At 43.5% G+C, this 26667-nt stretch carries 18 protein-coding genes; 4 read left to right on the plus strand and 14 right to left on the minus strand.

Annotated elements, in window-relative coordinates; genetic code table 11:
• Positions 1-380 precede the first annotated feature (380 nt).
• The 5 genes from BLV86_RS05000 to BLV86_RS05020 all read right to left on the minus strand — a co-directional run bounded on the left by BLV86_RS05000 (position 381) and on the right by BLV86_RS05020 (position 8071).
• Positions 381-1661 (minus strand): TolC family protein, encoded by a 1281-nt coding sequence (locus BLV86_RS05000; protein ID WP_090815329.1) that lies wholly within the window; start codon positions 1659-1661, stop codon positions 381-383.
• Between the two features lie 84 nt (positions 1662-1745).
• Positions 1746-2951 carry a TolC family protein gene (locus tag BLV86_RS05005; RefSeq protein ID WP_090815330.1) on the minus strand — a complete coding sequence of 402 codons (1206 nt, stop codon included), beginning with the start codon at positions 2949-2951 and terminating at the stop codon, positions 1746-1748.
• A 21-nt stretch (positions 2952-2972) separates the two neighbouring features.
• Positions 2973-6188: an efflux RND transporter permease subunit gene (locus BLV86_RS05010; RefSeq protein ID WP_090815331.1), complete on the minus strand. Its 3216-nt coding sequence runs from the start codon at positions 6186-6188 to the stop codon at positions 2973-2975.
• Positions 6189-6208: 20 nt separating this feature from the next.
• On the minus strand, positions 6209-7330 hold the full coding sequence (locus BLV86_RS05015) for an efflux RND transporter periplasmic adaptor subunit (protein WP_090815332.1): 1122 nt from the start codon (positions 7328-7330) through the stop codon (positions 6209-6211).
• An 87-nt stretch (positions 7331-7417) separates the two neighbouring features.
• Positions 7418-8071: a TetR/AcrR family transcriptional regulator gene (locus BLV86_RS05020; protein ID WP_090815333.1), complete on the minus strand. Its 654-nt coding sequence runs from the start codon at positions 8069-8071 to the stop codon at positions 7418-7420.
• Between the two features lie 365 nt (positions 8072-8436).
• On the opposite strand from BLV86_RS05020, the gene ispE reads away from it, so the two are divergent.
• Together ispE and BLV86_RS05030 are read left to right on the plus strand one after the other, a co-directional pair.
• Complete coding sequence (gene ispE, locus BLV86_RS05025) at positions 8437-9315, plus strand: 4-(cytidine 5'-diphospho)-2-C-methyl-D-erythritol kinase (protein ID WP_090815335.1); 879 nt, start codon at positions 8437-8439, stop codon at positions 9313-9315.
• A 61-nt stretch (positions 9316-9376) separates the two neighbouring features.
• The gene (locus tag BLV86_RS05030) at positions 9377-10081 is read left to right on the plus strand and encodes a GntR family transcriptional regulator (RefSeq protein ID WP_330373112.1); all 705 of its coding nucleotides are present in this window, start codon (positions 9377-9379) and stop codon (positions 10079-10081) included.
• 258 nt (positions 10082-10339) lie between these two features.
• Here the strand turns inward: BLV86_RS05030 and BLV86_RS05035 are convergent, their stop codons facing one another.
• The 7 genes from BLV86_RS05035 to BLV86_RS05065 all read right to left on the minus strand — a co-directional run bounded on the left by BLV86_RS05035 (position 10340) and on the right by BLV86_RS05065 (position 21232).
• Positions 10340-12487 carry an ATP-binding protein gene (locus BLV86_RS05035; RefSeq protein ID WP_090815337.1) on the minus strand — a complete coding sequence of 716 codons (2148 nt, stop codon included), beginning with the start codon at positions 12485-12487 and terminating at the stop codon, positions 10340-10342.
• A gap of 3 nt (positions 12488-12490) precedes the next feature.
• A complete protein-coding gene (locus tag BLV86_RS05040; protein WP_090815339.1) occupies positions 12491-13693 on the minus strand; it encodes a metallophosphoesterase family protein in 1203 nt (400 codons plus the stop codon).
• A gap of 169 nt (positions 13694-13862) precedes the next feature.
• A complete protein-coding gene (locus BLV86_RS05045) occupies positions 13863-15341 on the minus strand; it encodes a low temperature requirement protein A (RefSeq protein WP_090815342.1) in 1479 nt (492 codons plus the stop codon).
• A 282-nt stretch (positions 15342-15623) separates the two neighbouring features.
• A complete protein-coding gene (locus tag BLV86_RS05050) occupies positions 15624-16493 on the minus strand; it encodes a phosphoribosylaminoimidazolesuccinocarboxamide synthase (protein ID WP_031552033.1) in 870 nt (289 codons plus the stop codon).
• Between the two features lie 294 nt (positions 16494-16787).
• Positions 16788-17885: a sugar kinase gene (locus BLV86_RS05055; RefSeq protein WP_031552030.1), complete on the minus strand. Its 1098-nt coding sequence runs from the start codon at positions 17883-17885 to the stop codon at positions 16788-16790.
• 163 nt (positions 17886-18048) lie between these two features.
• Positions 18049-19854, minus strand: a complete 1806-nt coding sequence (locus BLV86_RS05060; protein WP_090815344.1) for a methyl-accepting chemotaxis protein — start codon at positions 19852-19854, stop codon at positions 18049-18051.
• A gap of 16 nt (positions 19855-19870) precedes the next feature.
• Positions 19871-21232, minus strand: a complete 1362-nt coding sequence (locus BLV86_RS05065; protein WP_242873237.1) for an ABC transporter substrate-binding protein — start codon at positions 21230-21232, stop codon at positions 19871-19873.
• Positions 21233-21721: 489 nt separating this feature from the next.
• Between BLV86_RS05065 and BLV86_RS05070 the strand changes: the two genes are divergently transcribed.
• Positions 21722-22663 (plus strand): AraC family transcriptional regulator, encoded by a 942-nt coding sequence (locus tag BLV86_RS05070; protein ID WP_090815346.1) that lies wholly within the window; start codon positions 21722-21724, stop codon positions 22661-22663.
• A gap of 518 nt (positions 22664-23181) precedes the next feature.
• On the opposite strand, the gene BLV86_RS05075 is transcribed toward BLV86_RS05070, so the two are convergent.
• Together BLV86_RS05075 and BLV86_RS05080 are read right to left on the minus strand one after the other, a co-directional pair.
• Entirely contained in the window at positions 23182-23949 is a 768-nt protein-coding gene (locus tag BLV86_RS05075) for a YesL family protein (RefSeq protein ID WP_090815348.1), read from the minus strand.
• 189 nt (positions 23950-24138) lie between these two features.
• Positions 24139-25809 (minus strand): BCCT family transporter, encoded by a 1671-nt coding sequence (locus BLV86_RS05080; RefSeq protein WP_090815350.1) that lies wholly within the window; start codon positions 25807-25809, stop codon positions 24139-24141.
• A 144-nt stretch (positions 25810-25953) separates the two neighbouring features.
• Here BLV86_RS05080 and BLV86_RS05085 point away from each other — a divergent pair, with 144 nt between their 5' ends.
• Positions 25954-26661 carry a DUF6553 family protein gene (locus BLV86_RS05085; RefSeq protein ID WP_090815352.1) on the plus strand — a complete coding sequence of 236 codons (708 nt, stop codon included), beginning with the start codon at positions 25954-25956 and terminating at the stop codon, positions 26659-26661.
• Positions 26662-26667: the final 6 nt, after the last annotated feature.

Here is a 26667-nt window from a genome sequence, read left to right on the forward strand (position 1 = left end):
ATCTTATTTAGATTCGATGTCAAGGAGTATAACACAAGGTTTTGCTCAATAATATACTCTAAATTCAGACTAGGTTTAGTTTACTCTAGGCTGTGAGCAAAAAAATGCAAGGGACGTGTGACGGCCCACGAGATTGAAAGGACACCCCCGCGGATATGTCCGCCCAGAATGCACAGGTATGTGCATTCTGATCGGACATATCCGCGGGGGTGTTCTTTCAACTCGCAAGCCTAGTCACCCATCCCTTGCATTTTTTTGCAATTTACTTTACTAATTCCCTAATGCTTCCCGGAAATTATTATAAAATCCACCAGAGATGATTCTCAAAGAGAGAATCATCCCGGTGGATTCATGGAAATATTATTTCGCTTTTTAAGCAATCACACAAATCCTTTGAGCGCGGCCTGGTAGTTTAGGACGGCGGCGGAGGCGTTGATCATGGCCATGTTGGCCTGGGCTTCGGAGACAATGTACTGAACAAGGGCGCCCTGGTACTCGCCGTTTCCGACTGTTCCTACGGCGTAGCTTCTTTCGGCCTGACCCTTTTGTCTTGCGGCAAGGGCATAGCCTGCCTGGGCGGCATTGTTTTCGGAAGCTGCCCTTATAACGGTGTTGTAGAGGTCAGACATAGAGACATTAAGGTTTTCACGGGCTTCGTTTCGACTGATATCTGTCTCTGTGTATCCTGTGATGTTTTTGTCCACTGTGCCCTGAGCTGTACCGTATTTAACATTATGCAGGCGGGCCTCGGCAATATCGTTATCGAGATTTCTGGTAAAGATGTAGTTTTCATCATATGCGGGCATGGCACCGATAGAAACATTGGCACAATTTGAAGAATCCCAGCCAAGGATCAGGGCCATCTTATCTCTTATGCTCCGCATATTATCCCTGTTTTTGTTAAGGTTGATCATGGCGGATTTGAGATCTGCTTCAGCTTTTTTTACCTGGAGATCCGTGGCCATACCTACTGCCCATGATCTTTGGGTGGAATCATAAATCGTCTGGTACATGTCCACCTGTTTCTGATACATTTGTTCAAGCTCGGCAAGTGACTGATATCCTATAAATGCCGCATTCATGCCGGTAACAATTGAAACCTTGCTGCCATGCATGGACATTTTTATCCTGTTCACAGTACTTGTAAGGCCGCTTTCTGCGCTTGATTTTGCCACGTGAAGGGTATCTGTGGAGCCACTGCTGTTGATCATGGCGCTGATCATCTTTATGGACGCTTCATAAGCTTCCTTTTCGGCTTCATTATCCGTGCTGTTTTTTGCATCTTTCAGATCCGAAATCATGGCGTTTAAGTCTTCTATGGTACTGCTCAGACTGTCCACTATGGTATTCATATCAACAGCGATATTGTCTATGGCCGCATACTGCTGCTGTGCTATGATACTTCTGTACTCAACCAGGTTTTCGATCTCGTCATAATCGATGACATCATCCTGAAGTCTTGCCCAGGTAACATCGTCCATGCCATTTGGGCGTTCCTGTGAGTCAACGCCGGTGAGACTTTGCTGCTTAGTGTAGGGATCATACACAGGCGTCAGAGTTCTGGTACCGGGCATGGGGTTTGATGCCAATGCTGCATTGCAGGACATTACAGCCAATGTCAATGTAACGCCTGCTGCAGTTCTCAAAATATTCCTTTTCATAGTAATCTCCATGCGACGTTCATAAAGATTTCCGGGGGAAACCTATTTCTTCAAATACAAAATCTTTATCTAAAGTCCGGATTTTTATGATGCCGAATTTGTTCCTGTTCCTGCAAGCCCGTCTCTATATGAAATATATGTAAAGTACGCTGACTGAAGTGCATACTTCTTAAGCTCAGTGTTTAACTTTGAGGATTCCAGATTAAACTGTGCACTCTCAAGCTCCCTTAAGCTTGCGGATCCCGTTTGATAACTTCTTGTGACCTGATTCAGGGTCTCTGTAAGATTCAGCTCATCCAGCTGCTGCTTTAAAAGTTCATTCTGGGCTGTTAAAAGTGCATTGTAAACAGAAGTCATGTCTGACTGCACCTGGTTTTTGTCACTGTTCAGAGTAAGTTGAGCACTGCTTGTTGTACTTTCTGATTCTGCAAGTGCCAGCTTCTTTTCATCTATGGCAAGGACGTAGCTGTTTCCGTATGCCTTTGTGATATCTTCCTGAAGGTTTATGGAATTGATCATTTCGTCCGTAACCTCAGGTACCGCACAAATAACCGGCTCCGCATCATATTTCCAGCCAAGGTTTACAAGTACTGTCTGCTTGTTTTTTATCCGGTCGGATAATGCTTTCTGAAGTGCTGTCTCGTCATCCTTCAGAGTCTTTTCTGCCTTCAGAACATCAAGCTCTGTTCCAGTACCAACCTGAAGCTTACGCTGTGCCTGCTCTAAAAGATTCCTGTCATTATTTACTGTGATCTCAGAGAGTTTTGCACTAAGCTCCGATGTATATATACCGATTATTTTCTGCTTTATGGCTTCGGCAGTTTGCACTTCTGTTTTCTGATAACCCTTTGTCACTACTTCTCTGTCTGAGTTCTGGATGGTTGTATCAACGCTTGCAAGTGACGTTTTTCTTGTGAGTTCCGCAGAAGCATCCTGTGCGTCACTTATTCCCAAAGAGTTCTCATAGGTAGTTTCGATATTATCGATAACATCGTCATATGTAAGGTCATAGGTTCCGCCGTCATCATTGTCCCTGTAGTTTATCCAAAGAGAAGAAACTGTGGGATTGTACTCATGCACAAGATCCCTTATCTCATCCCATGTAAGTACATTGTCACGGAGGGACGCCCACTCTTCCGCAGATCTTTCTCTTTCATAGGAGGTCTGCTTGGGGGCTTTGTCAACTGTAGCCCCCGTTGCTGCCAATGCTGTCACAGCGGATCCTGCAAATGTCTCTGCCAGCATTACTCCCGCCATAACAATAGCCAGTTTTTTTCCACTAATTCTCATTTAATATCTCCTGAATTTTTATCAATCCGGGAAGCCTTCAGTGAAATCTGCTTTCTCTTCCAGTTTCTCTTCAAAATCATCTTCACCTGTTGGATCATCGTCAGGTGTGCCGTAACGTTCCCATTCCTCTGCGGCCTTCTTCTGGTAATACTCCGCAGGATTCTTACCTTCCATGTATCCGGCGCTCGGAACATCCATATCTACATTCTTTTTCTTCTTATCCATTACGGTGTAGTAAATAGGAAGTACCAGTAGGGCCAGTATGGTAGAGGCCGTAAGTCCGCCTATATCTACTATTGCAAGACCTCTCATCATTTCACCGTTATCACCGATACCTAAAGCCATAGGTATCATGGAAAGAACGGTGGTGAGGGTTGTCATAAGGATAGGTCGGAGTCTGGTTGCACCGGCTTCTATAAGGGCACGGCGCCTCGGCATACCCATTCTGTACTGGTTTACGGTATCTACATAAAGGATACCGTTATTAACAACCGTACCAACCAGCATCATAAATCCAAGAAGTGATACCATGGAGATAGATGCATCCGTCAGCCACAAAAGTGCAAAGGAACCGATAAGTGCCAAAGGAAGCGTGGTCATGACCATGAATGAAAATCTCATGGACTCAAACTGCGAAGCCATTACTACCCAGATGAGGAATACAGCGATAACCAGCGCTACACCAAAGGATGCGAACTCTTCCTGCTGTGACTGATCGGAAGAATTCAGACCCGTGGTTATACCATTTACGAGATACTTCTTGATCACTTCATTATTGATGCTCATTCGGGACATCTGATCCGCCTTAGTGGTGTAATCAGCCGTTATGGTTGCAATATACTTCTTGTTTTCTCTCGAAATAGAGGCAGGTGAATCCTCAAATACCACCTCACTGATGTCCTTAAGCTGTACCTGGGAGCCGGAAGGGGTTGTAAGGAATACATCCTTGATCTTTTCTACATCATCAAACTCATCCTTAGGATACTCTACGGTAACATCGGTATTCTGTCCGTCTATACGCATGGTCATGGCTTTCTTACCGGAGATCATGTTGTAAAGCTGATTTCCGACACCCTGAGGTGTAAGACCTTCTGCATTAGCCTTTATAGGATCCACGTGGATCTTGATAAGGGGTGCTGCATTCTCCAGTGAAGAGTGAACAGCTGTAATATCTTCCCTTTTCTGAAGCTCTTCCACTATTTCCTTGGAGGCCTGTTTCAGATCATTATAATTTGAAGACTTAAGTATAGTCTCATACGTCTCCTTTGCCGTTGACATACCGGACATGGAGTTATTGGCCTTTACGGAAACCACCGCATCGGGGAAACCATCGAAAAGCTTACGATAGTAGGTGGCTTTATCCTTTGTCTTCATGCTCCTTTCTTTAATAAGCTCCACGGTGACGGTAGAAGTACTTCCGTAATACATGGTCTGGATACCCGAACCGCCAGAAGACACTCTGTAGTTTTTTGTATCGGGATCCTGAGAGACTACATCCTCTATCTTGAGAAGCATCTTATCAATTTCATCCACCTTGAGACCCGATCTTGTATTCAGGGTAATGGTCAGCTTACCGTTATCGGTTGCCGGCATCATCTCCACCTTGATAGCTTTCAATAATCCAAGTGAGCTAATGAAAAGGGCAATTGAAATGATAAGCACCAGAGCTTTGTGGTTAAGGAACTTATCGATTATTACGCGATAGGCTACCTGCATTCTCTGTATAATATTATGAACCGGAGCATGATTGTTCTCCTTAGGTTTATACATAACAAAGCAGAGAGGCACTATGGAAACCGCAGAAATAAGAGATGACAGCATACAGAACACGATGGTAAATCCAAGTGGTCCGAAGAACTGTCCCATAAGTCCCTTCATGAAACCAAGCGGCAGGAATACTACGCAGGTGGTAAGGGTCGAACCAAGAACCGACTCACCGACTGTCTGTATGGACTCGAGAGCTGCTGACTGTCTTGTTTTCAAACCAACCGTACTGTACTTATCCATGGCTCTGAAACAGGCTTCAAGTACAACGATGGAGTTATCAACCATCATACCAACGCCGAGAACCAGGGCTGACATGGTAACCATGTTAAGGGAATATCCCATTGCCCACATGGCTACAAGTGCTGTAAGGATAGACAGCGGGATTGAGGTACCAACTATGAGAGATGCCTTCAGATCACCGAAGAACAATATGATTATGATCATGGAAATGATAACGGCCGCGATCATTGTCTCAAACACTGATGTCAGAGAGCTCTTAATGCTGTCTGCATCATCATCGATTATACGGATCTTCAGATTATCATCTCTTGCTTCCAGCTCCTTGATAAGCTTTTTAGCCTGATTTGACATGGAAACCGCCGACTCACTCTGTTTCTTGGTGAGATCCAGCATGATGGTATCCTGTCCGTTGTATCTTCCTATGGCCTCCCTGTCTTTGAGAGCCAGATTTACGCGTGCTATATCACTGAGATATACAGTATTTCCGTTTCCTGTAGTGATAGGGATGCTTTCAAGAGCTTTTACCTTGTCATAGGTATTACCTGTGGATACGGACAGCTTCTGTGTGCCTACATTGGTGGTTCCCGCAGGGAGGGAGAAATCCGCCGCTGCCACTGTGGAAGCCACTGTTGCCATGGTAAGGTTATACTGCTTAAGCTTATCCGGCTTTATCTCAATGCTTACATACTGCTTTTGTCCGCCGGCAAGTGATACACTGGCAACTGTTCCAAGGCTTTCAAACTCAGGGGAAATGTCATTTTCAACATAGTTATACATATTATCCTGAGCCGAATTCTCTATGGACAGGCTGAGTGACGGCTGCTCGTTGACATTCATGGTAAGGACATCCGGATCCTTGGCACCCTCCGGAAACTCTGTCTTTACCCGGTCTATCTTCTTTTTCAGCTCGTCGTAAGCCTTGTCCATGTCAGTACCATACTCATACTGAACCATGGTGAAGCCATAGTTTTCAGAGGATTTTGAAGTTACTGTTTTTACATCCGAAAGTACCGCAACACCCTCTTCTATAGGCGTTGTAATAAGCTCATCAATATCTTCCGGAGACGCACCGTTGTAGGTTGTGGTAATGATGATTACCGGAAAATCGATGTTTGACATAAGCTCCATCTTCTGATTAAGAAGGGACATTATGCCAAAGAATATGAGACTGATAATTACCAGGAGTGTGGTAACCGGTCTTCTGATGACAAATTCGGTTATTTTTTGCATTATAATGCTCCTTCCTGATATCAGTCAGCTGATATATTTCCATTTTCATCTATGATACGAACGCTGGCTCCATCATAGATGTCCTGTGTCCAGCTCGAAACGATCTTATCGGAGGTTGTGATGCCGTCCAGTACCTGGTACTCTGATTCATTTGTGATTCCCAAAGTAATGAAGGCTCTCTTGGCGATGCCGTCCTCGTATACATATACATAAGGATTTCCTGCTGAATAGTAAACATAGTCCGCAGGTATGATCATGGTATTATCAGCTGTTGCCGCAGTAAGCTCAACCTTCGCTGCAACACCGTCAGCCAGGGCTTCGGCATTAAAAAGATCAGCCTCTACCGCAAAAAGTCCTGTGGAGTTATCTACCAGTCTGCTTAATTTAGTTATGGCTCCCTCATATTCGGAACTGTTTTTTTCAACAGTCACCTTCTGCCCGATGGACAGGTTGTTAAGGATTTCCTCAGTCACACTGAAGGTAACCTTTCTCTGACCGGAACCCGTGATGACACAAAGCACCGAGGACTGTGAAACAGTTCCGTTTAATGTCATATTCTGGTTCTGTATGGTTCCGTCGGAAGGGGCTGTGACTGTTGCGTATTCAATCTGGGTATCGTAATTCAGTTTTGCAGACTCTGCCTGGGCCTTTGCCGAAGCAACCTGAGCCTGGGCGGCATTGGCAGAATTCTGTGTGGACGTAAAGGTCTGAGGAGCCACATCACCTGCCTGGAAGAGCGGTGTCATACGATTTAATGCATCCGCCGCAGTAGCAGCCTGCTGCTGAGATGCCCGGACGGAAGCATTAGCTGCATCAAGGCTTGCCTTTGCAGAATCTATGGCCTTCTGGTTATCTATCTTTGCGATGGGATCTCCCTGCTTTACGGTGTCACCGTTCTGTACGTAGATCTCAATGATCTCGCCGGAAACCTTCGGGGATACATTGTAAGTATCTGAAGGCTGGATCTTTCCCATTATGGAGGTATCATGTTTGATAGATCCAAGGGTGGCGTTTGATATGGTAACTGCAGGAAGCTCCTTGGTCTGTATCTCATCCTTCGGCTTCATGATCCTGGCTGCGATTGCCCAGCCAATAACGCCTATTATTCCAACAACGATTAATATTGCTACCGGTTTTTTCATACAACTCTCCAATCTTTTCTATGGAAATATTTTTTCAGTCAAATGTCACTCTGTCTGGTTATTCTCTGTTTTTTATGCTCTCTTCTTTTATGAAGCCTCGATAAGTTTCCGGGCCTCCCTGCCTGCTCCGTATCTCAAAAGCTCAAGCTGCATATTAAATTCCCGAAGGATCAGGTTTTCATCTTTATCAGGATGGAGTAGCATGTTAAAAAGCGCTGTTACGGAAAGCATATGTGCGGATTTCAGTATCAACCCAAGTCTTTCTTTACTTCCTCTTACATCCATAAGGCTGAGATCAAGATGTTCCATCATCCATTCCAACTGTTCCTTCTCGGTCTCTTCCCTGATCTTAATATCCGTTTCCACCCAGTCCACCACTCGTCTCATCATATTTGTCTGAGTAAGAATGTTGATACTCTGCTGTATGGTTCCTTTTTTCATGTACCCGGCCACTCTTCGAGTGTATTCTGTAATGGCTTTCCAGAAATCACCTCTGTTTTCCAATACTATCTCCTTCAGAAAGTGACTGTTTTTTTCTCCTTCTTCCTTGAATATGTATTGGAGAATATCTCTCTTATCCTCAAAATAGGTATAGAAACTGCCTCTGGAGATACCTGCATTTTTGATTATCTGATTAATGGATGCTTCCTCATAGGGAACTCTGGCGAATTCTTCTCTGGCCGCATTCAGGATTCGTTGCCGTTTGTCCTTCGACAACTTTTCGAACCTTTCCGTTGACACTTATAGCCTCCGATTCTTATATATCCCTGCATAAACTCAGATGCAGGGTGCATTATACTGCTGTTAACTGTCTCCTGCCTTGTGTGGAATACCTGTTATAAGGCAGTGTTATGACATTTTGTCATTTTTAGTGACAGATTGTCACCTCGTGATATCTGAGTATAGTGACAAGGTGTCATTCTGTCAATTATTTCTTCTGCATTATTTTACTTTTTCATAAACAATATATTTCTTTTTTATATTTTTTTTAGAATATTGTATAAATCCAAGTACACAACTCCTTGCTTAAACAGAATATTTGCATTACAATAACGGAGTATTGTATACAAAGAACGATTTATATATGAATTTCGGAGATTTAATTTATGGACAGTGTTAAACTGCAGGCCTACGGAAAGATCAACTTGTCTTTGGACGTTTTACGACAAAGAGAGGATGGTTATCACGACGTAAGAATGATCATGCAGACCGTAAAGCTCCATGACAATATCGACATGCAGAAAACAAAGGATCCGGAAATAAAGCTTACAACCAACCTTTCGTTTCTGCCTGTCAATGAGAACAATCTTATGTACCGCGCAGCCAGGATGCTCATTGATGAGTTCGATATCAAAGAGGGCGTTTCAATGCAGTTAAAAAAGGTGATCCCCGTTTCTGCCGGAATGGCAGGAGGATCAACCGATGCGGCTTCTGTTCTTTACGGAATGAATAAGCTCTTTAATCTGAGATTATCCACAGAAGATCTTAAGTTACGTGGAGTTAAGCTTGGAGCGGATGTGCCATTCTGCCTTACGAGGGGTACTGCCTTATCTGAAGGAATCGGCGAAGTACTCACACCTCTTAAGAAGCTGCCGTCCTGTCCCATAGTGCTTGCAAAGCCGGCGATTTCCGTATCAACTAAGTTTGTATATCAGAATCTTCATGTTAATGACCTGCCGGCAGAAGCTCATCCGGACGTTGATGCCGTGATAGCTGCCCTTGAAAAGCAGGATGTTACTGAAGTTGCCGTAAATATGGGAAATATCCTGGAGACAGTTACATGCAAAAAATATCCGGAAATAGAGCTTATAAAAGATGCCATGAAGAAGCTTGGAGCCGTAAATGCAATCATGTCCGGCTCAGGTCCTACGGTATTCGGTATTTTCAGTGATGTTGCCGAAGCCAAAAAATGCTATGAAGCTTTGCGATTCGGAAAATACAGGAATCTCGCCAAGCAGGTCTATCTTACAGAGCCCTGGCGCTGATATGACGATTTTTTATTCCGGAGATAATCTAACCTATAAAATTTTGGAGGACAAAACCTTGATGAGTGAATTCACAGTTAACATGAACGAGTATCTTCCTCTCAGAGATCTCGTTTTCAATACTTTGAGACAGGCAATCCTTAAGGGGGAGCTGAAACCCGGTGAGCGTCTCATGGAGATTCAGCTTGCTGAAAAGCTTGGGGTTTCCCGCACGCCTATAAGAGAGGCTATCCGTAAGCTGGAGCTTGAGGGTCTTGTTATCATGATTCCGAGGCGTGGTGCCGAGGTTGCCAAGATTTCCCACAAGAGTTTACAGGATGTTCTTGAGGTTCGCGGCGCACTCGAGGAGCTTGCTACAGATTTGGCCTGTCAGCGTATCAATGATGAGGAGTTAAAGGAGCTTGCAGATGCGGAAGACCATTTCAAAAAGGTTGTTGAGAATAATGGCTCTGAAATGGAGATTGCGGAAGCTGATGAAGCCTATCATGACATTATTTACAAGGCTACCCGCAATGATAAGCTTGTTCAGATGATCAATAATCTTCGTGAGCAGATGTACAGATATCGTCTGGAGTATATTAAGGATGAGGCTCAGAGGGGTACTCTTATCAATGAGCATGAGAAGATTCTTGAGGCTATCAAGATCCGTGATATCATTCGTGCCAAGACTCTCATGAAGGAGCATATCGACAATCAGGAGTCAACGGTTTCCCAGAATCTGGAGTGGGAAGCAGAGGCTGAAAGCAAAAAGCAGCGGAAGAAGTAACCGGCCGAGCCGGAAGGCATCTATTAAAAAACGAATCGCTGCGGCGGAAAAATCTAAAATCGAACCCCTAAGAGGCTCTAGACCCTCGCCAATGTCAGATATTTTCTTTATGAAAAATCCGACTTGGCGAGGGAGCTAAGGAAAATGGATCAAGAGCCTCTAAGGGGTTCGATTTTGATTTTTCTCGTCCTCGCTCAACGTTTTTTAATAGATGCCTTCCGGCTCTTACTCTATCTATACCTGTTGAGTTTTTGCTTTTTATTGTCTGCTTTCATGACAAGTGAAATAAATTACCTGGTAGGACCGGGCGATTTCGTCGAGGAATTGCATTGCGCCGGGGATTTTGTAATCGTCCAGGTTTACGAAGGGGTCATCCAGTAGGATGAAGGGTTTTTCTTTTTGATACATGGCTACAATGAAGGCCATTCTACGGGCAAGTTCCACCATGTTGCGGAAGCCTGCGGAGAGGAGCTGGGTGCTGTGCTCACGACCTTCTGCTATGAAATTCACGTTAAAATGAGCATCCATGCGATAAGGTATTTCTCTGAGACCGTTGGTATTGATGAGGATACGGTAAAACTTTTCAAAGGCAGACATAAGGGGCGCCATATATTCTTTTGTGAAATTGTTATGGGCTTCTTCTATATGGTCTCTTGTCAGTATCAGAAGGTTGTATCTTTGTTCCAGCTCCCGGAGCTCATCCAGGCCGAGAACATACTGTCTTTCCTTTTCATAAATCTTTTCAAGTTCTTTTTCTATGTTCTGTGAATGCAGTTTTAATCTGTTGATGGTTTCAACTGCTTCATTGTATTCCTCTGTGGTTTCCTGAAGCTTACGGCTAAGGGTTTCAAAGCTTTCACCATCTTCTCCGGGTCTCATGGCATTTCTTAATTTCTCTATATCATGGGTCTGTTCAAACTCTGCCTTCTCCCGTCTCTTTAGAGCCAGTTCTTCGGCAAAGCCTTTTATATCACATAGTCTGTTGTATCTCAGGATATCGTTTCCCAGACTTCTGAAGGCTTCGAAATCAACATTGTCGGGATCCGAAAAGTCAGCTTTTGGGTAATATCTCATCAGATACATAACTACTTCAGAAGTCAGTTTATCTATCTCTTCGTAAACTTCGTCTATAGTCTGGCGGTGTCTCTCTTTTCCACCTGAGCTTTTATGACCATGGTTTCCGGAGACTGCCTGAGAGATAAGCATTATGATGAGCATGGATAATCCTGCTGCCAGTATGCATACTCCTATCACGAGGCTGAGATCCGTGAATATCATGTAGGCTCCGATGATGATCAGGATCACCGAAAGGATACATACCATGATTCCGGTCAGATTTGAAAATTCTCCGCCATAGCCTTTTCCACGAGTCCGGAGGCCGGCCTGCTCCATAAGGTCAAGCTTTTCATGGAGGAACTGTATACGTGATATCCTTTTTTCGATACCTCTTAGCTCAGTTTCTCCCGGTACACCATTACGGAAGCGAACATCCAGCTCCCTCATGTCGTGATTAAGCCGGGAACTTCTTTCCTCCGGAGTAAGGGTGTCGGCTTCAGCTCCGAAATGTCTTCTCTGTATCTCCATCAGTCTCTTTTCACACTCTGAAATATCCTCTATAAGGTCTTCATATTTCATTTTGTCTTTAAGTGTATCCTGATACTGACTGAGAGCCATGGCACGGCTGTTTAGTATCTCTATGTTTTTTGCTCTGGTTCTCTGTTCATCTCCGAGATTTTTTAACCGCTCCGCACTGCCGGTAAGTTCTTTCTCCAGGGCTTCCTTGTTTTTAAATTCAGACTGAAGGATCTCCAGCTCCATGCGTTTTTTGAATATGCTTCCGGTTCTTCTGTTGGGGGACAGGTTATTTATCTCATCCTTTATGTTTTCCATGACCGTTTCGTAGCGGTTCATGTCTTCGGGGTCTTCGGAAACATTGCCAATCTTGGCATTGATCTGAGAGGTCATACCTGTTTCCAGTTCCTGCTGCCCTATAAAAACAGTTCTCCTGAAGGATCTTTCGTCTATCTTCAGGATCTCTTCACCTATGTTCTCACTGAAATCCGTTGAAATAAGGTTTGTTTCGGCGTCATACAACGAAAAGGTATCCTGAGCCTTTCTTTCTCCGAAGGAACGTACTATACGGTAGGTTCTTCCTCCGGTAAGCTGAATCACCAGCTCTCCTCCGAAGCTGCCTCCCTGCCAGGGTCTGTATTTCTTCCGGTCACTATCCCCGTCCTGGGATTTTCTGTCCCCTGAGAGTCCGTAAAACATAACTCTTATGAAGGATGCCAATGTTGTCTTCCCGAAGCCATTCTCCCTCAGGAAAACATTGAGACCTTCACTAAAATCTATACTCCGGTTCCGGAGCTTTCCGAAATTTTCTATTTTTGCACTGATAAGTTTCATTTATTAGCTTCCTATAAGCAGCTTTATGCCGCATTCTATGATCTCGGCCTTTAACTCATCACCGATTTCCATATCTTCACGGACTGATCTTATGAATTCTCCCTTCAGGGATCTGTCATTCTCAAAGATCCGGTAGTCAACAGTCCGGCGGGTATCATCAACTACTTCTGTATAGTAGAACATGGAATCAAGCTGACTTCTTATGAATGTCATATTTTTTTCGGCCGTGATATCAAGCTCTCCCTTAAGGATAACTCTTACCATATCTTCCGGTTTCAGCCGACCGCCCCCTGACTCCTCAAGGATTTCTTTTATGGCATCGCTGTCTAAATTTTTTATCTCCTCTGAGGAAGCAGGCACTCCGCCAAGCAGCGACAGCTCTGCCTTAGTTCTGTTTACTATATCAATAGAGGTTTCCAGACCTGTTATGTCCACGGGCACCAGCCAGAGATGTCTCGTACTGAAATCGATCATCTGACGCTTCACTTCATGGGTCTCTTCATTTATGTCAAGCATTATGAAGCCATGCCTTGAACACTCATCAAAACCTCTTCCTTCAAGGCATCCCGGATAACACCACATACCTCTCCCGTCTATCCGGCCTTCACTGTACTTGTGAATATGTCCGAGAGCCATGTAATCTATATTATGCTCCGCGTAGTCGGAAATATATATATCTTCGTCCGTTTCCGCCGGTTTTTCAGTACTGTATCCTGTTATAACCTGACCGTGGAGCATAACGATATTGAAGTCTTCTTCTTTAAGCTTCAGGGTTCTCGCCGCCCAGTTCTCCGGAAGCTGTGCTCCCGCAAAGCTTGTACTCAGTTCTCTTCCTGATACAACTATGTTCCCTGACAGTCTGAACATCCTCCATGAATCATTAAAGGTATACATGTTCTCCGGTAATGCTTCTGCCCTGTTCAAAAAGGTATCCGTGTCATGATTTCCTTTTAAATAGAAGAAAACAATTTCCGGATGGTTTCTTATGCTGCCGATGACAGCATTGGCAGTTGTCCCGCTGACTGCTGCCGTATCGAACATATCGCCGGATATAAGAATTGCTGAAACCTGCTGCTTTGAAGCATATTCCAGAAGCCTTAGCCAGGTGCCCAGAAGCTCCTGCCTGCGTTCCTTTGCTCTCTTCTCATCCAGGTGTGTATTTAATCTGCTGTCAAGATGCAGATCTGCGCAATGTATAATCTTCATTTATCAAAACCAAACCTTAAATTTCAAACAAATGTACGTTGTTATTTTATCATTTAAATCCTTACAACTCAACTGTTTTATTTTTAGAGTTATCCACCGGGGATAACTCCATAAATAAACATCGACAGCGGAGATCCTCTGCTGTCGATGATAGGGTTATCTATAGTATTTATTCGATATATCCGCCGACCTTCATTTCTTTGAGACGTATATGGTGTCTTCTCAGGAACAGGAAGAAGATGCCGAATACAAATACCACTGTTATAAGTGCACCTACAGCCTGATTATATCCGAATATAAGCATCAGACCGGTGTATGCCGCAAGAATCAGGAATATCTTCGCCATAGAATCAAATCCAAACTTAAAATGTTCCTTTGCATACCTCTCTATGGAAAGAATGCAGATATAGTAGATGGTCATGGTGATGACCATCCATATGGTCTTCGGAAACAGGGGCACCAGAGGTCTTGACATCAGTTCAAGGGCAATGGTGGTGGAGTTGATGGCCAGGATCATGATAACATGTATCACCAGGAAACCGAGGCCCGAGGTCCTTTTATGATGGTCAAGTACGTTGTCATAAAAGAATCCGTAGCTCAGGAACATGCCTATGACTACAAGGAATGAGGAAACATTGAGCCAGATGCCTGTTTCTTCCTTAAAGAAGCCGGAGATACCGATGATCATTTCTCCGAAGGTCAGGATGACCAGCAGCAGGTTTCTTTCCGCAAAATGAGGGAAATCACAGGGTCTTTTGTCATAAGCCGTGTGCTCCTTTAGCTTTCCGATGTATCCTACTATCAGCGCAACCGGTGAAATCACTATTCCCGTCAAATGATAAACCGGGATTGAAATAACGATCAACGCAAACTCGAAGGTCAGGATGGTTACGTTATTCCTTAGGATTTCCTTATCGATTTCATCCAGTCTCGTAGCAAATCGCAGCTTATCCCAGCTTCTGTAGGCAATATTCAGCATTATCAGTGCCCAGGCAATGTGGTAGCGATTATAATGATCAAGAAAGTGAAGGTTGGAACCGCTGGCCATGTAGTACAAAAGGTACATGTTGATCAAAATGCTGATGTAATCTCTCAGTGCCTTCCTTCCGTATCTGTTGAAAAACATGGTGGTGAACATCCAGACCTGCATGACTACCGCGGTAAGGAATATAAATGTCAGTATGGCTTCCGCAGGCGGGAAGGATTCTTCATAGCTATGGAAAATGGCGTTGATAGTTCTCAGGCTGTACACAAAAATCAGATCATAGAAAAGCTCAATGTACTCAACCTTTTTCTCAACGTGATCTTCCGGTGCGGGACTCTCCTTATTTACTCTGGACCAGATTCGATAGAGGATTGAGCCTTCCGCTTCCTTTACCGGTCTGTCCTCATCTATTTTTGTTTCTCCCGCAGCCTTTTCAACTATTTTGTTGAAATACTCTCTCTTCTTATGCTCTTCTTCGTCTATGTCCTTTCCTTCGGTACGGACATGTATTTCCATTAATTCCTGTATCATGGGCTTAACGGTGTAGTCTTCCTTTTTAAGACTGCTTCCGTCGGAATCCAGGCCGGGAATGTCTACATCTTCCGTATATCCACTGTGCTCAGAGCCTTTTTTCTTTAAATCGATATCATCTTTTGAATTCATGGTATCTCTCCTTTAAAACCCCGGTCTTTTATCCATGCCATACTATGCCCTTGTGACCGACCTCTTTATAAATCATTCCCCTTAACCCATATCTTGTATACAAAAGTGCACAAAAAGTCGGAGAACACTGTAAAATTAATATTCAAACTAACTATATTTACGTGATTTTACCATACAAAAAAAGAACGGCACAAGACATCTCTTGTGCCGCTCTTTGTTTTTATTTAGATACTTTACAGCAGTTCAGCCCATGGTCCACCGGCTGTACTTGTTACAATACTTTTACAGTGTCTTGCCTGTAAGCATGGTATATGCTTCCTTATAGAGGTCAACTGTCTTATCAACAATATCCTGAGGGAGGGTAGCATTGTTATCAGGATTTGCTTTCAACCAGTTACGAACAAACTGCTTATCGAAGGAGGACTGACCCTGGCCTTCCTTATACTGATCGAGTCTCCAGAATCTGGAGCTGTCAGGTGTGAGAACCTCATCAGCGAGAACTACTTCGCCGTTCTCATCGAGACCAAACTCAAACTTTGTGTCTGCAATAATGATTCCCTTTGAAAGAGCATAATCAGCACACTTTTTATAAACAGCGAGTGTTGCATCCTTGATCTTTGTGGCAATCTCTTTTCCCTTTCCGGGGAATGCCTTCTCAAGGACTTCTATGGACTGCTCGAAGTTGATATTCTCATCATGGTCTCCGAGATCAGCCTTTGTGGATGGTGTGTAAAGCGGCTCGGGAAGCTTCTGGCACTCAACCAGTCCCTCAGGAAGCTTTAATCCGCAGATGGTGCCGTCCTTCTTGTAGTTCTCCCATCCTGATCCTGTGATGTATCCGCGCACGATGCACTCAATAGGTATCATCTCAAGCTTCTTGCAAAGTGTTGCTCTGCCATCAAATTCAGGCTTCTGGAAATACTCCGGCATATCATCGTTATCAACTGAGATCAGATCGTTTGGAATAACATCCTTTGTGAGATCGAACCAGAACTTTGACATCTGAGTAAGAACTCTTCCCTTATCGGTGATCTGGTTATGAAGAATCACGTCAAATGCTGAAATTCTGTCAGTAGCCACCATGATAAGCTTGTCACCGAGATCATAGATCTCACGTACTTTACCTTCCTTGACCGGTTTAAAATCTGCCATCTTTACCCTCCATATTCAATTAAGGACCCTCGCGTCCGAATTGTGTTACCGAAATTTAGTATAATTCATTTGGCTTAAATCACAAGTCCAATTATGCATACAAAAATCACTGTTTTCAGGTTTTATTAGTTGCAAATGCCAAAACGCAGTGCCACACGGATCCCGGAATTAAAATCCTGAAGGAAATCCACAGGAGATACCATAAAACAGAAAAAGCAGGCCTTTCAGCCTGCCTTTCCTGTTTTAGGTTATTTATAGAAAAGAGTTTATCGAGTCAGTAAATTTAATGAGAGTTTATCTCTGTACACGAGCTCCTGCACCACCCATAACGGCTTCAACTTCTTTCTTTGTAGCCATTGTGGTGTCACCAGGAGTTGTCATGGCAAGTGCGCCGTGAGCTGCACCATAGTTTACAGCCTTCTCGGCATCGCCGGTTGTCATAAGTCCGTAGATAAGTCCTGAAGCGAAGGAATCACCGCCGCCTACACGGTCCATGATCTCAAGACCCTTGTAATCTGCTGCCTTATAGATTTCGCCGTTTGCCCAGCAAAGAGCTGACCAGTCATTAACTGTTGCAGTGTGAACAGTACGAAGTGTTGTGGCAACAGCCTTGAAGTTAGGATATGTCTTAACAGCCTCGTTGATCATCTTCTTGTAGCCGTCAACATTAAGCTCCTTAAGAGACTCATCCTGTCCCTCGATCTTGAAGCCAAGGCAGGCTGTGAAATCTTCCTCGTTACCGATCATAACGTCAACATACTTTGCGATTTCTTTGTTCACTTCCTGAGCCTTTGCCTGTCCGCCGATAGCTGACCACATTGAAGGACGGTAGTTAAGATCATAAGAAACGATTGTGCCGTACTTCTTTGCTGTCTTGATGGCTGCGATAACAGTCTCTGAAGCCTGCTCTGAAAGAGCTGCATAGATTCCGCCGGTATGGAGCCAGCGAACACCGAGCTCACCAAAGATATAGTCAAAGTCGAAATCTTCAGGCTTTGCCTTTGAGATAGCGGTGTTTGCTCTGTCTGAGCAACCCTTTGCTCCACGGATACCGAAACCTCTCTCTGTGAAGTTAAGTCCGTTTCTGCAAACTCTGCCGATTCCATCTGTATCCATCCACTTAACAAGTGATGTATCAACACCGCCCTGCATCATGAAGTCCTCTACAAGATGACCTACCTCGTTGTCAGCAAGAGCTGTGATAACTGCTGTCTTAAGTCCGAAGCACTTACGAAGTCCGCGGATAACATTGTACTCTCCGCCGCCTTCCCACGCACGGAAGGATCTTGCTGTTCTGATCCTGCCTTCACCCGGATCAAGACGGAGCATAACCTCTCCCAAAGAAGCTGCATCAAATGTACACTCATTTGCCGGTCTTAAATTTAAATCCATATCTTCCTCCATTTTAAACTGAAAAAAATACTGTTCATCAGTTAATTAAACTCATTTATTCTACGACACGCCCACTTTTTGTAAGCGCTTTCAAAAGCAATTAGAAGTATAGCACAAGACATCTGAAATCTTCAAGATGTCTTGTGCTATTTTTTTTAAAATTTTATACCTCAACAAACTTTCTGGTTGCGGCGTTAAGTTTTCCTGTTACTTCAACATTGTGATCCATAGCCTCTGAGATTCCACTCATATCGCCTACTATCTCCATGGTATTCTGAGCGGAAAGGGTGATGGCCTGTGAGCTCTCGGATACGGAATTTGTGATGGAGGATACGGAATTTGCCATATCAGACATTATACCATTGAGATAATCCGCCTTATCTTTAAATGTGACAAGCATCGTATTCATGGTATCTGCCGTATTTTCGTACTTGTTTCCGGTCTCAACGAAGCTGTCGTAATCCTTAGTTACATCCGTCTTAATGAAATCCAGAACCATCTGGGCATTAGATGCAAGCTCCTCAACAGCAGATGTAACATCCTTGCTTATACTCTGGATGTCATTAGCAGTCTTCTTGGAGTTTGCAGCCAGATTGCTGACCTCGGAAGCAACTACCGCAAAGCTCTTTCCTGCCTGTCCGGCACGGGCTGCCTCGATGGAAGCATTAACGGCGATAAGATTGGTCTTTTCCGCTATATCAAGTATGTTCTTGGTAAGTGTATTGATTTCCTTAACCTTCTTGGAATCTTCAAGAGACTTTGCAAGCACTTCACTGAGTTCGCTTACCTTCACGCTCATGCCCTGCTTTCTCTCCGTAACATGCTGCTTTATCTCATCAGCTTCCAACTTGATGCCTGATGCGGTTTCTCTTCCGCCGGTTGCTTCACGGTTTATCTCATCCGTTGAGGCCTTTACTTCCATTACCTGATCATTGATGGAGGATACCATCTCTGAAACCGACTGCATGCTGGCGCTGAGCTCTTCCATGGCAGCGGAGGTACTCTGTACATTTCCGTTTGACTTGTTGAGCTTCATTGTAACTGTTTCGGTGGAAGTATTAAGTACCTCAACACCGGACTTAACCTCCTTCATGACATTCTGAAGGGTCTCTATGAAGAGGTTAATGCCGTTTATGATATAAACAAGTTCCGATGCACTTCTGGTATAGATTCTTGTGGTCAGATCTCCCTCACCCTTTTCTATCTTTCCGATGATATCACTTACTTCTCTTGAGATGTTCTTTATCTTTCTCACTATTCCGAAATAGTTAAGAAGGAAGTTAAATACTATAAGGAGGATAAAGAGTCCTGTACCCCGGATGGCAGCTTCTATTCCGTTTTTCAGCATCAGCATCATTTCCAGATTACTGTTGTCAGCCTCAGCTGTAACGGCTTCATCTATAACCTTGCAGGAGTGGAATATGGCTACCTTCTGGAGCTCCGCCCTGTTAAAAAGTATATCATAGGCTGTATCCTGATTACCCTGATCGATGGCTGCAATGGATTCATCGATCATTACATTAAGCCGGTCATACTGTTTCTGTATCTCCTGAAGAGATGCTAATGCCTCGGCCTGTGAATCCGCATCCAGCTGTTTTTTAAGCTCGGAAATATCCTCACTTATAATAGTTCTTGTAGACTGAATCTCAGGGAGAAGAGCTACACGTGTCTCGTCGGCTTTTGCCGATACGTAGCCTATTGCCTGATCATACAGGGACATGACATCTGACTTAAGTTCTGCTTCTTCTGTACTGAGAGACAGAACATACTGAGACATTGACCTGCTGTTCAGAGTCTGCTGCTGCATCTGTCCTATAAGCATCCTCATCACAAACATGAATGCGATAAGCATTACGATATTTATAGCACTAATCTGAAACATTACCGTGCAGAAAAACAAAGGACTCTTTCTTACTTTAAGCTTTTTTTCTTTAATTCCGGCATTTTTAGCCACCATAAAGTTATCCATTATGTTCCTCCGTTCCTTACTTATAGTAATTCTTTACAGCTTTTGCTATCTCGGAAGTAAATCCTTCAGCATCCATGTCTCCACGGGCATATCTGTTAAATACCTTGCCAAGGGCATTGGCTGCGATGCCTTCCTTCATATCCATCCAGTGCCAGTTTGAAGTTTTTCCGGATGCGATATATGAGGATACCACCGGTGCAAACGGATCCGATGCCACATACTTGCAGGATGTGAAAGGACTCACAAATCCGGCATCCTCAACCAGTATCTTCTGTCCGGAATCTCCTGCGCACCACTGGAGGAATGCCTTTGCTTCTTCGGCATTACCCTCTTTCAGAACTGCCCACCAGGAAGGTGGATTCGTAAGTATGGTGTCAACTCCCTTATCAAAAACATATGGAAGCATTCCTACTTTGAAATGTCCTGCCTTTTCATATTCCTGCGCATTATTTCCCGTCATAACGGCTCCGATCCAGGAACCCTGGGTTACAAATGCATATTTTCCGGAGGCAAAATTCTTTACCTGATTATCGTAAGTTCCGCTGACAAGAAGAGCGGGATCGCTGAATTCCTGAAGAAGATTAATAAATTCGGCAAATTTCAGGAATCTGTTTTTATCTATGGTATGATCGTTGTTGATCATATCGATGTAGGTGGTGTCGGATCTGTCGAGACCTGCATCGATATAATTTCCGAATATGTGGTTTCCGGTTGACCAGCTGAGATTCTCATCTTCCGCACAGTAGCCTACCACAGCAGTAAGCCCAAGCTGATCCTTTTTACTGTCAAGGGTTTCAAATGCTTTCCTCACAAGCTCGGGACTCGTCAGGGTTTCAGGGTCTATTCCGGCCTTCGAAAGAAGGTCTGCATTATATATGAGACCTATAGCTTCTGTGGCATAAGGGAATCCAAGGGTTCCGTAGTTCTTGTCAACATACTCCGCTTCTGTATCCTTTACCCAGGCCTGGTCACTGAGATCTTCAAGAAGACCTTCCCAGTTTGCAAAACCGGAAGATTCGCATACAAAAATATCCGGCATCTTGTCAGAAAGATAGTAGGCTTTCAGTGTCGCCTGGACATCAACTCCGGCCTGCGCGGACTCAACTTCCACATTCACGCCTGTTTCCGCTTTATATTTTTGAGCCAGCTCTCTGATCTGAGCATCCACTTCACCTTTACCGTTAAACAGTTTTAAAGATTTCTGCTGGACTGTAGTTGAATCTTCTTCCTTCTCTGAATCATTTTTTTCAGCGATATTGTTAAGCTCTTTCATGTCAACATTAAAAGCTTTTTCCACAACCTCGTCTTTGATACCGCAGGCGGAAAGCATTGATACCGCCGCTAACCCAAATGTAATTCCGAATAAATATCTTTTCATATAGTTTCGCTCCCTGATAAGCTTTAAACCTAAACCCGTATCAAAATTAGGGTCACTTATTATTTATCTCGGAACTTTATTTATTTTTATAAGTTTTAATGGAACTATAATCCACACAGTTTTCCAAAGGGGACGGTTCCAGCCGGTGAAAACCGTCCCCGGTATATAAAACCGCGCGAACATAAAAAAAACCAAAATCGTGATCACGATTTTGGTTTGCAGGATTAGAATTTAGTTCTCAGGATTATGTGAGGCCCGGCTTGAGTGAGGGGTAATCGGGTCTCAATCCTGATAGTATAGAGTATAGAATAGTTAGACTCATTGAAGTCCTTTAATAGCATATCCTATTTCACAAATTGAATCAATTATTTTTTTGTTTGAAATATGGTAAAACACTGAATAATTATCCTTTTATAGTTTCTTTTTAGTATTATAAATATGTACTACAAAGCATTATAATGATAATAACTACTTATTTCGAGGTTTAGTATGGCAATTATCGGATATACAATTAACAGAGTTTTTATTGATACCAAGTCAAGAGACCGGAATTTTGAGATGATTGAACCTCATGTACATAACCATTATGAGCTGTTTTATCTCAATAAGGGAAGCTGCAATTTTTTTATAAAATCCCACTTCTATAATCTGGTTCCGGGAAGTGTTCTCCTTATACCGCCAAACACCACCCACAGCGTGCACTACACCTCGAAGCAGCAATCGGTGCGCACTGTAATATTATTCCGTGAAGAGGATGTAATATTCCCCAACACACAGTTTATATATGATACTCTGGCAGAACGTAAAAATACCTATATTTTACAGATACCGGCCATGTATCAGGTACATGTGGAACACATTTTACAGAATATGGAGGCAGAGCAGCGTTTCAATGATGAAAGAGTGAGCCCTGCCATGCTTTCGTTATGCCTCATCCAGCTTATAATTATCATTAAAAGATTCTCCCAGGATATAGATGCAAGTCTTCTGGATGAACTTCATACCACTAACCGTCAGCTGAGCCTGGCTGCCACTTTCATCAAGAAAAATTTCAATCAAAAGATAAGGCTTAATGATATTGCGAATGCCAGCGGTTTCAGCCCGAATTATCTTTCGAGAAAGTTTAAGGAAGACACCGGTATCGGTGTTCATGAGTATCTTACTTTTGTCCGTCTCAATAAGGCTGCCATCGAGCTTGCCCATACGGACCATACCATTACGGAGGTTGCATTAAATAACGGTTTTAGTGATGCCAACTATTTTAAGGATGCCTTCCACAAGGCTTTCGGTTTATCTCCCAGGGATTACAGAAAGCAGGATGCGAAATCGGCTTTGGATCCTGTTGTGTCATTCTCTGAGATTGCCCCTGTTGTAGCTCCTGCTGCAGCCACTGCCGAGGAAATCACTCCCGGTCCCGCAACTATAAAATAAATATAACGTCATGAAGTATCACCCGACTGTTCTTGAACTTTATCGGGCCATGAGCTTCATGACGTTTATTTTTTGCCTTATAAAAGGGAGGAGGGCAGGTGACCAATGGTCCCTGCCCGAGTATTATGAAAAAAATCTTATTAACTATTGATAACCTATTTCGTTATCCTGTCTTTACTATAAAAATCATCAATGAACAAACTATGTTTTTCTTTTGAATAATTTGTAAACAATTGTGAACGGGATATGAACAGTGGATAGCGGTCGAGCCAGAGTGCAGCCATGTAAAACCGGAAAGCTTCGTCGGAAAAATCTATAAAAGCCCCTCTAAGAACCACTAGGCCCTCGCCAATGTCAGATGTTTTCTTTATAAAAAATCTGACTTGGCGAGGGGGCTAAGGAAAAGGGGACCAAGTGGTTCTAAGAGGGGCTTTTATGATTTTTCTCGACTCAGCTTTACGGCTTTACATGGCTGCACTCTGACTCTACTCTACATATGTCCGGTTAAATGTTATATACTATTCCTCATTTTTGTTTTTCAAATTTTCCAGGTCATGGGCAGTATCTTCTGAAGTGCCTTCTTTCAGGGTGCCGTCGAGGTTCAGGTCCTGGAGGATGGGGCGGACTTCTTTATCTTTTGAAGGGTCGGTTTTGGGCATGTATTTTTCGAATATGTGGTCCAGCATGGTGGAGTTTATCCAGGCGAGAAGGGGGTAGCCCATGAGTACCATGAAGGCGGTTATCCAGGCCATGTAGTAGAGGGCCACGTAGCCGACGGCGATGACGATGACATCACTTATGAGCATTGACAGTGTGGATCCGAGGTAGCGTATGGACATGTAGGCTGCATTGGTGACGGTGTTTTTAACGGTGTTGTCGAATCTGCTGAGGAGGGGCCATACATAGGTGAATACGAAGATCCAGATGACTATCATGGCTATGGTGAGTCCCTGCAGCAGTATCCTTGCAATTCCTGCTCCCGCAAGTGCGGTTCCGAAGAAGTTAAAATCAAAGACAAGGAGCATGCCCAAAAGAAGCATTGGTATCCATATGATGGTGGCCTGCTTAAAGTTCAATTTGAAGGATTTAAAGAACATTTTAATGTCTCCGTCGTCCTCGTTTCTCACTATCTTTAATGTGCAGTAATATAATGCGGTTGTTGAGGCTCCTATGGTGACGATGGGCAGGGAACATAAGATCCACAGTACATTAAGAAGTATCATATCTCCCAGTCTTCCGACGAAGCGCCAGATGGGATTGTCGTAATTAAAAAAGCCCTGAAGCATATATTTTCTCCTTTATAAACGCATGTTTTTCGCCGTTTATCTCTGACATACAGATGCATATCTGATCGGCTCCTTTATAAGAAATCCACCGGGGACGGTTCTCGCCGGAGAGAACCGTCCCCGGTGGATAACTACATTAAAAAAACTCGTGCTGCAGTGGTCGCAACACGAGCATTCTATCACATATATTTATCTATCACCATAGATATATTCCCAGTTACCGATGATTTCTTCAATTTTCTCATCTGATAAATCGTCGTCATCTTTTGGTGCAAATGCTTTCTCAGCCGGCGCTGTCTGTTCGGTGGTTTCCACTGCCTCAACGCATTCTCCCCTCAGTTCCCTGATAAATACTCTGGCATCTTTCATAAATGCTGCGGTTATGAGCACGATCACAAGTCCTATGGGAAATGCTGCGATGATACTTACCGACTGTATATTGGCCATGGAGCTTTCCGAAAATACCAGTGCAACCGGAAGGAGGATAAGCATTACTGACCAAAAGGCTTTGATTATATCCTTAGGTTCTTCGTCTTCTTTGAGATCCTTATAGCTGTACTGTGCGGCCACAAGTGTTATGGAGTCAAAGGATGTTGCATAAAATGCGATCATGGCCACAACCAGAACCACCATTACCAAAGCTGACAGCGGAAGCTGCTTAAGTATTTCTATGATGGTAATGTAAAGGTCACCGGTTGCTTCATATATAGCCACCGAATCAAGCTTTCCAGTTACCTGAAGTCCCAGTCCGTAATTTCCCAGTGCTATGAAGCTTACGAAGGTACTGCCCATTCCGAAAACATATCCACCGAGAATTGTCTGGCGGACTGTACGGCCTCTGGAGATGCTTCCGATAAAGAAGGGGGCCGCAACGCACCATACCATCCAGTAAGCCCAGTAGAATATGGTCCAGTTTTCTGCGAAGCCTGTGGTTCTGAGAGGATCAGTGTAGGTTGAAAGACCTATAAAGTTCTGAGCAAGTCTTCCCATTGCTGCGAAGCCGGTTTCGATGATGAATTTGCATTGGCCTCCTAAGAGGAGCACGTAAACCAGCAGGCCATAAAACAGGTAGGTGCAGACATTGGCAAGTATGGAAATGCCAAGCATTCCTTTCATTACCGAGTAAGTGTAGATAATACAGGTCACAACAAGTATGAATATGGTTATGGATCTTTCCGAGATGTTAAGACCTGTAAGTGATTTTATAACCTGACTGAGCAGCGGGGTTGCAACGGAAAAGGTTGTGGCTGTTCCCGCAAGGAGGGCAAATACCGCAAGAAGGTCGATAAGTTTTCCCGGTAATCTGTCTGTATATCTTCCGAGAAGTGGTCTGCAGGCCTCTGAATACTTCTGTCTTTTACGCTTACGAACATGGAGCATAAAGCCAAAGGCTACAGCAAGCACCAGATAGAAGGCCCATGGGATAGGTCCCCAGTGAAAAAGTGTAAAGGTACTTGACCAGTCCATAAGGTCACCCATTTCTTTAGTATGAGGATCCACCCAGTAAAGTATCCACTCACAAAGAGAATAAAAAAGTATATCTGCCGCAAGTCCGCAGGTGAACATCATTGAGCCCCAGGCAAAAAAACTGTATTTGGGCTTCTCGTCCTGCTCACCCAATACTATATTTCCGATATCAGAGCAGGCAATGTAGATGGAGATCACCGCAAAGGCAAGTCCTATGAAAAGATAATAAACTCCGAAGCTGTCACCAAGAAAACTTCTTATATTGTTAATGATGACATTAGAGTTCTGAGGCACCACAAAGAAGAACACGCACATCAATCCTATAAGAAGAAACGGAACCAAAGTTATAAACCAATCTATTCTGTTTTTGTCAAATGTTGATTTCTTGTTCATTTTTTACTCCTTCCGCTATTTTGTGAACATGATAACATTGACTATCTTTTTCGTCAATAGTTTTATATATCTGTAGTTTTTAAAGTTTTGATGATAGAATTATGAAAAAATCAATTACGGAACAGAGATCGGATTAAAAATCACATGCTTTTAAATCAGATCATTAAAGACAATTTAAACTTAAAAAAAGACTGGGCTAAACAGTATTATGACATAGCCGATATAGATGACCGGGAAAGAGTACTTCGCGAATTGATCTCCCTATCGGATAATTATGAATCCTTTCAGGAATCTGTCGATCCAAAAATTATAGACGGATTTGCTTCTGAGGATGAATACAGGCAATTTTTTTCAGACAATGAAAGAAGGCTTGAAATCCTCCTTAAACGCTACCCTGAAGCTATAAAAAATCAGACTCGTGCAGACAGATTTGCTATGGCCTGGCTGAATCTTCTCACAGACTCACGTATGGGTATCAACTTTCTGAACAGAAACAGAGTAAGAAAGGATGTGACAAGATGCCTCAGGGATCTTCTTGTTATTGATTTTGTTGCAGATGACATTCTATGTCAGGAGTGGGCGCAATTTGCGGAATTTTGGATAAAGTCCTGCACCAGGGATACCACTTATGACTCAACTGCTTTTGGATTACTGCGCTTAAATGACAAGCGTTTAGGCAGCAAAATAGCTTCTGAGATCATAGATGTAACCTTCACCCTTCCGGAAAAGTTTGGTTATACAGAAGAGTGTGCACCACTTCGAAACATTTTCAGACAAACATTTTTAAAAATGATCGATCACGGTGATATCTACTGGTCAGAAGCTGTAAGTGATAAAAATGATTTGTTATAGGAGAAG

The sequence above is a fragment of the Oribacterium sp. KHPX15 genome (assembly GCF_900107835.1).
Lineage (GTDB): Bacteria > Bacillota > Clostridia > Lachnospirales > Lachnospiraceae > Oribacterium.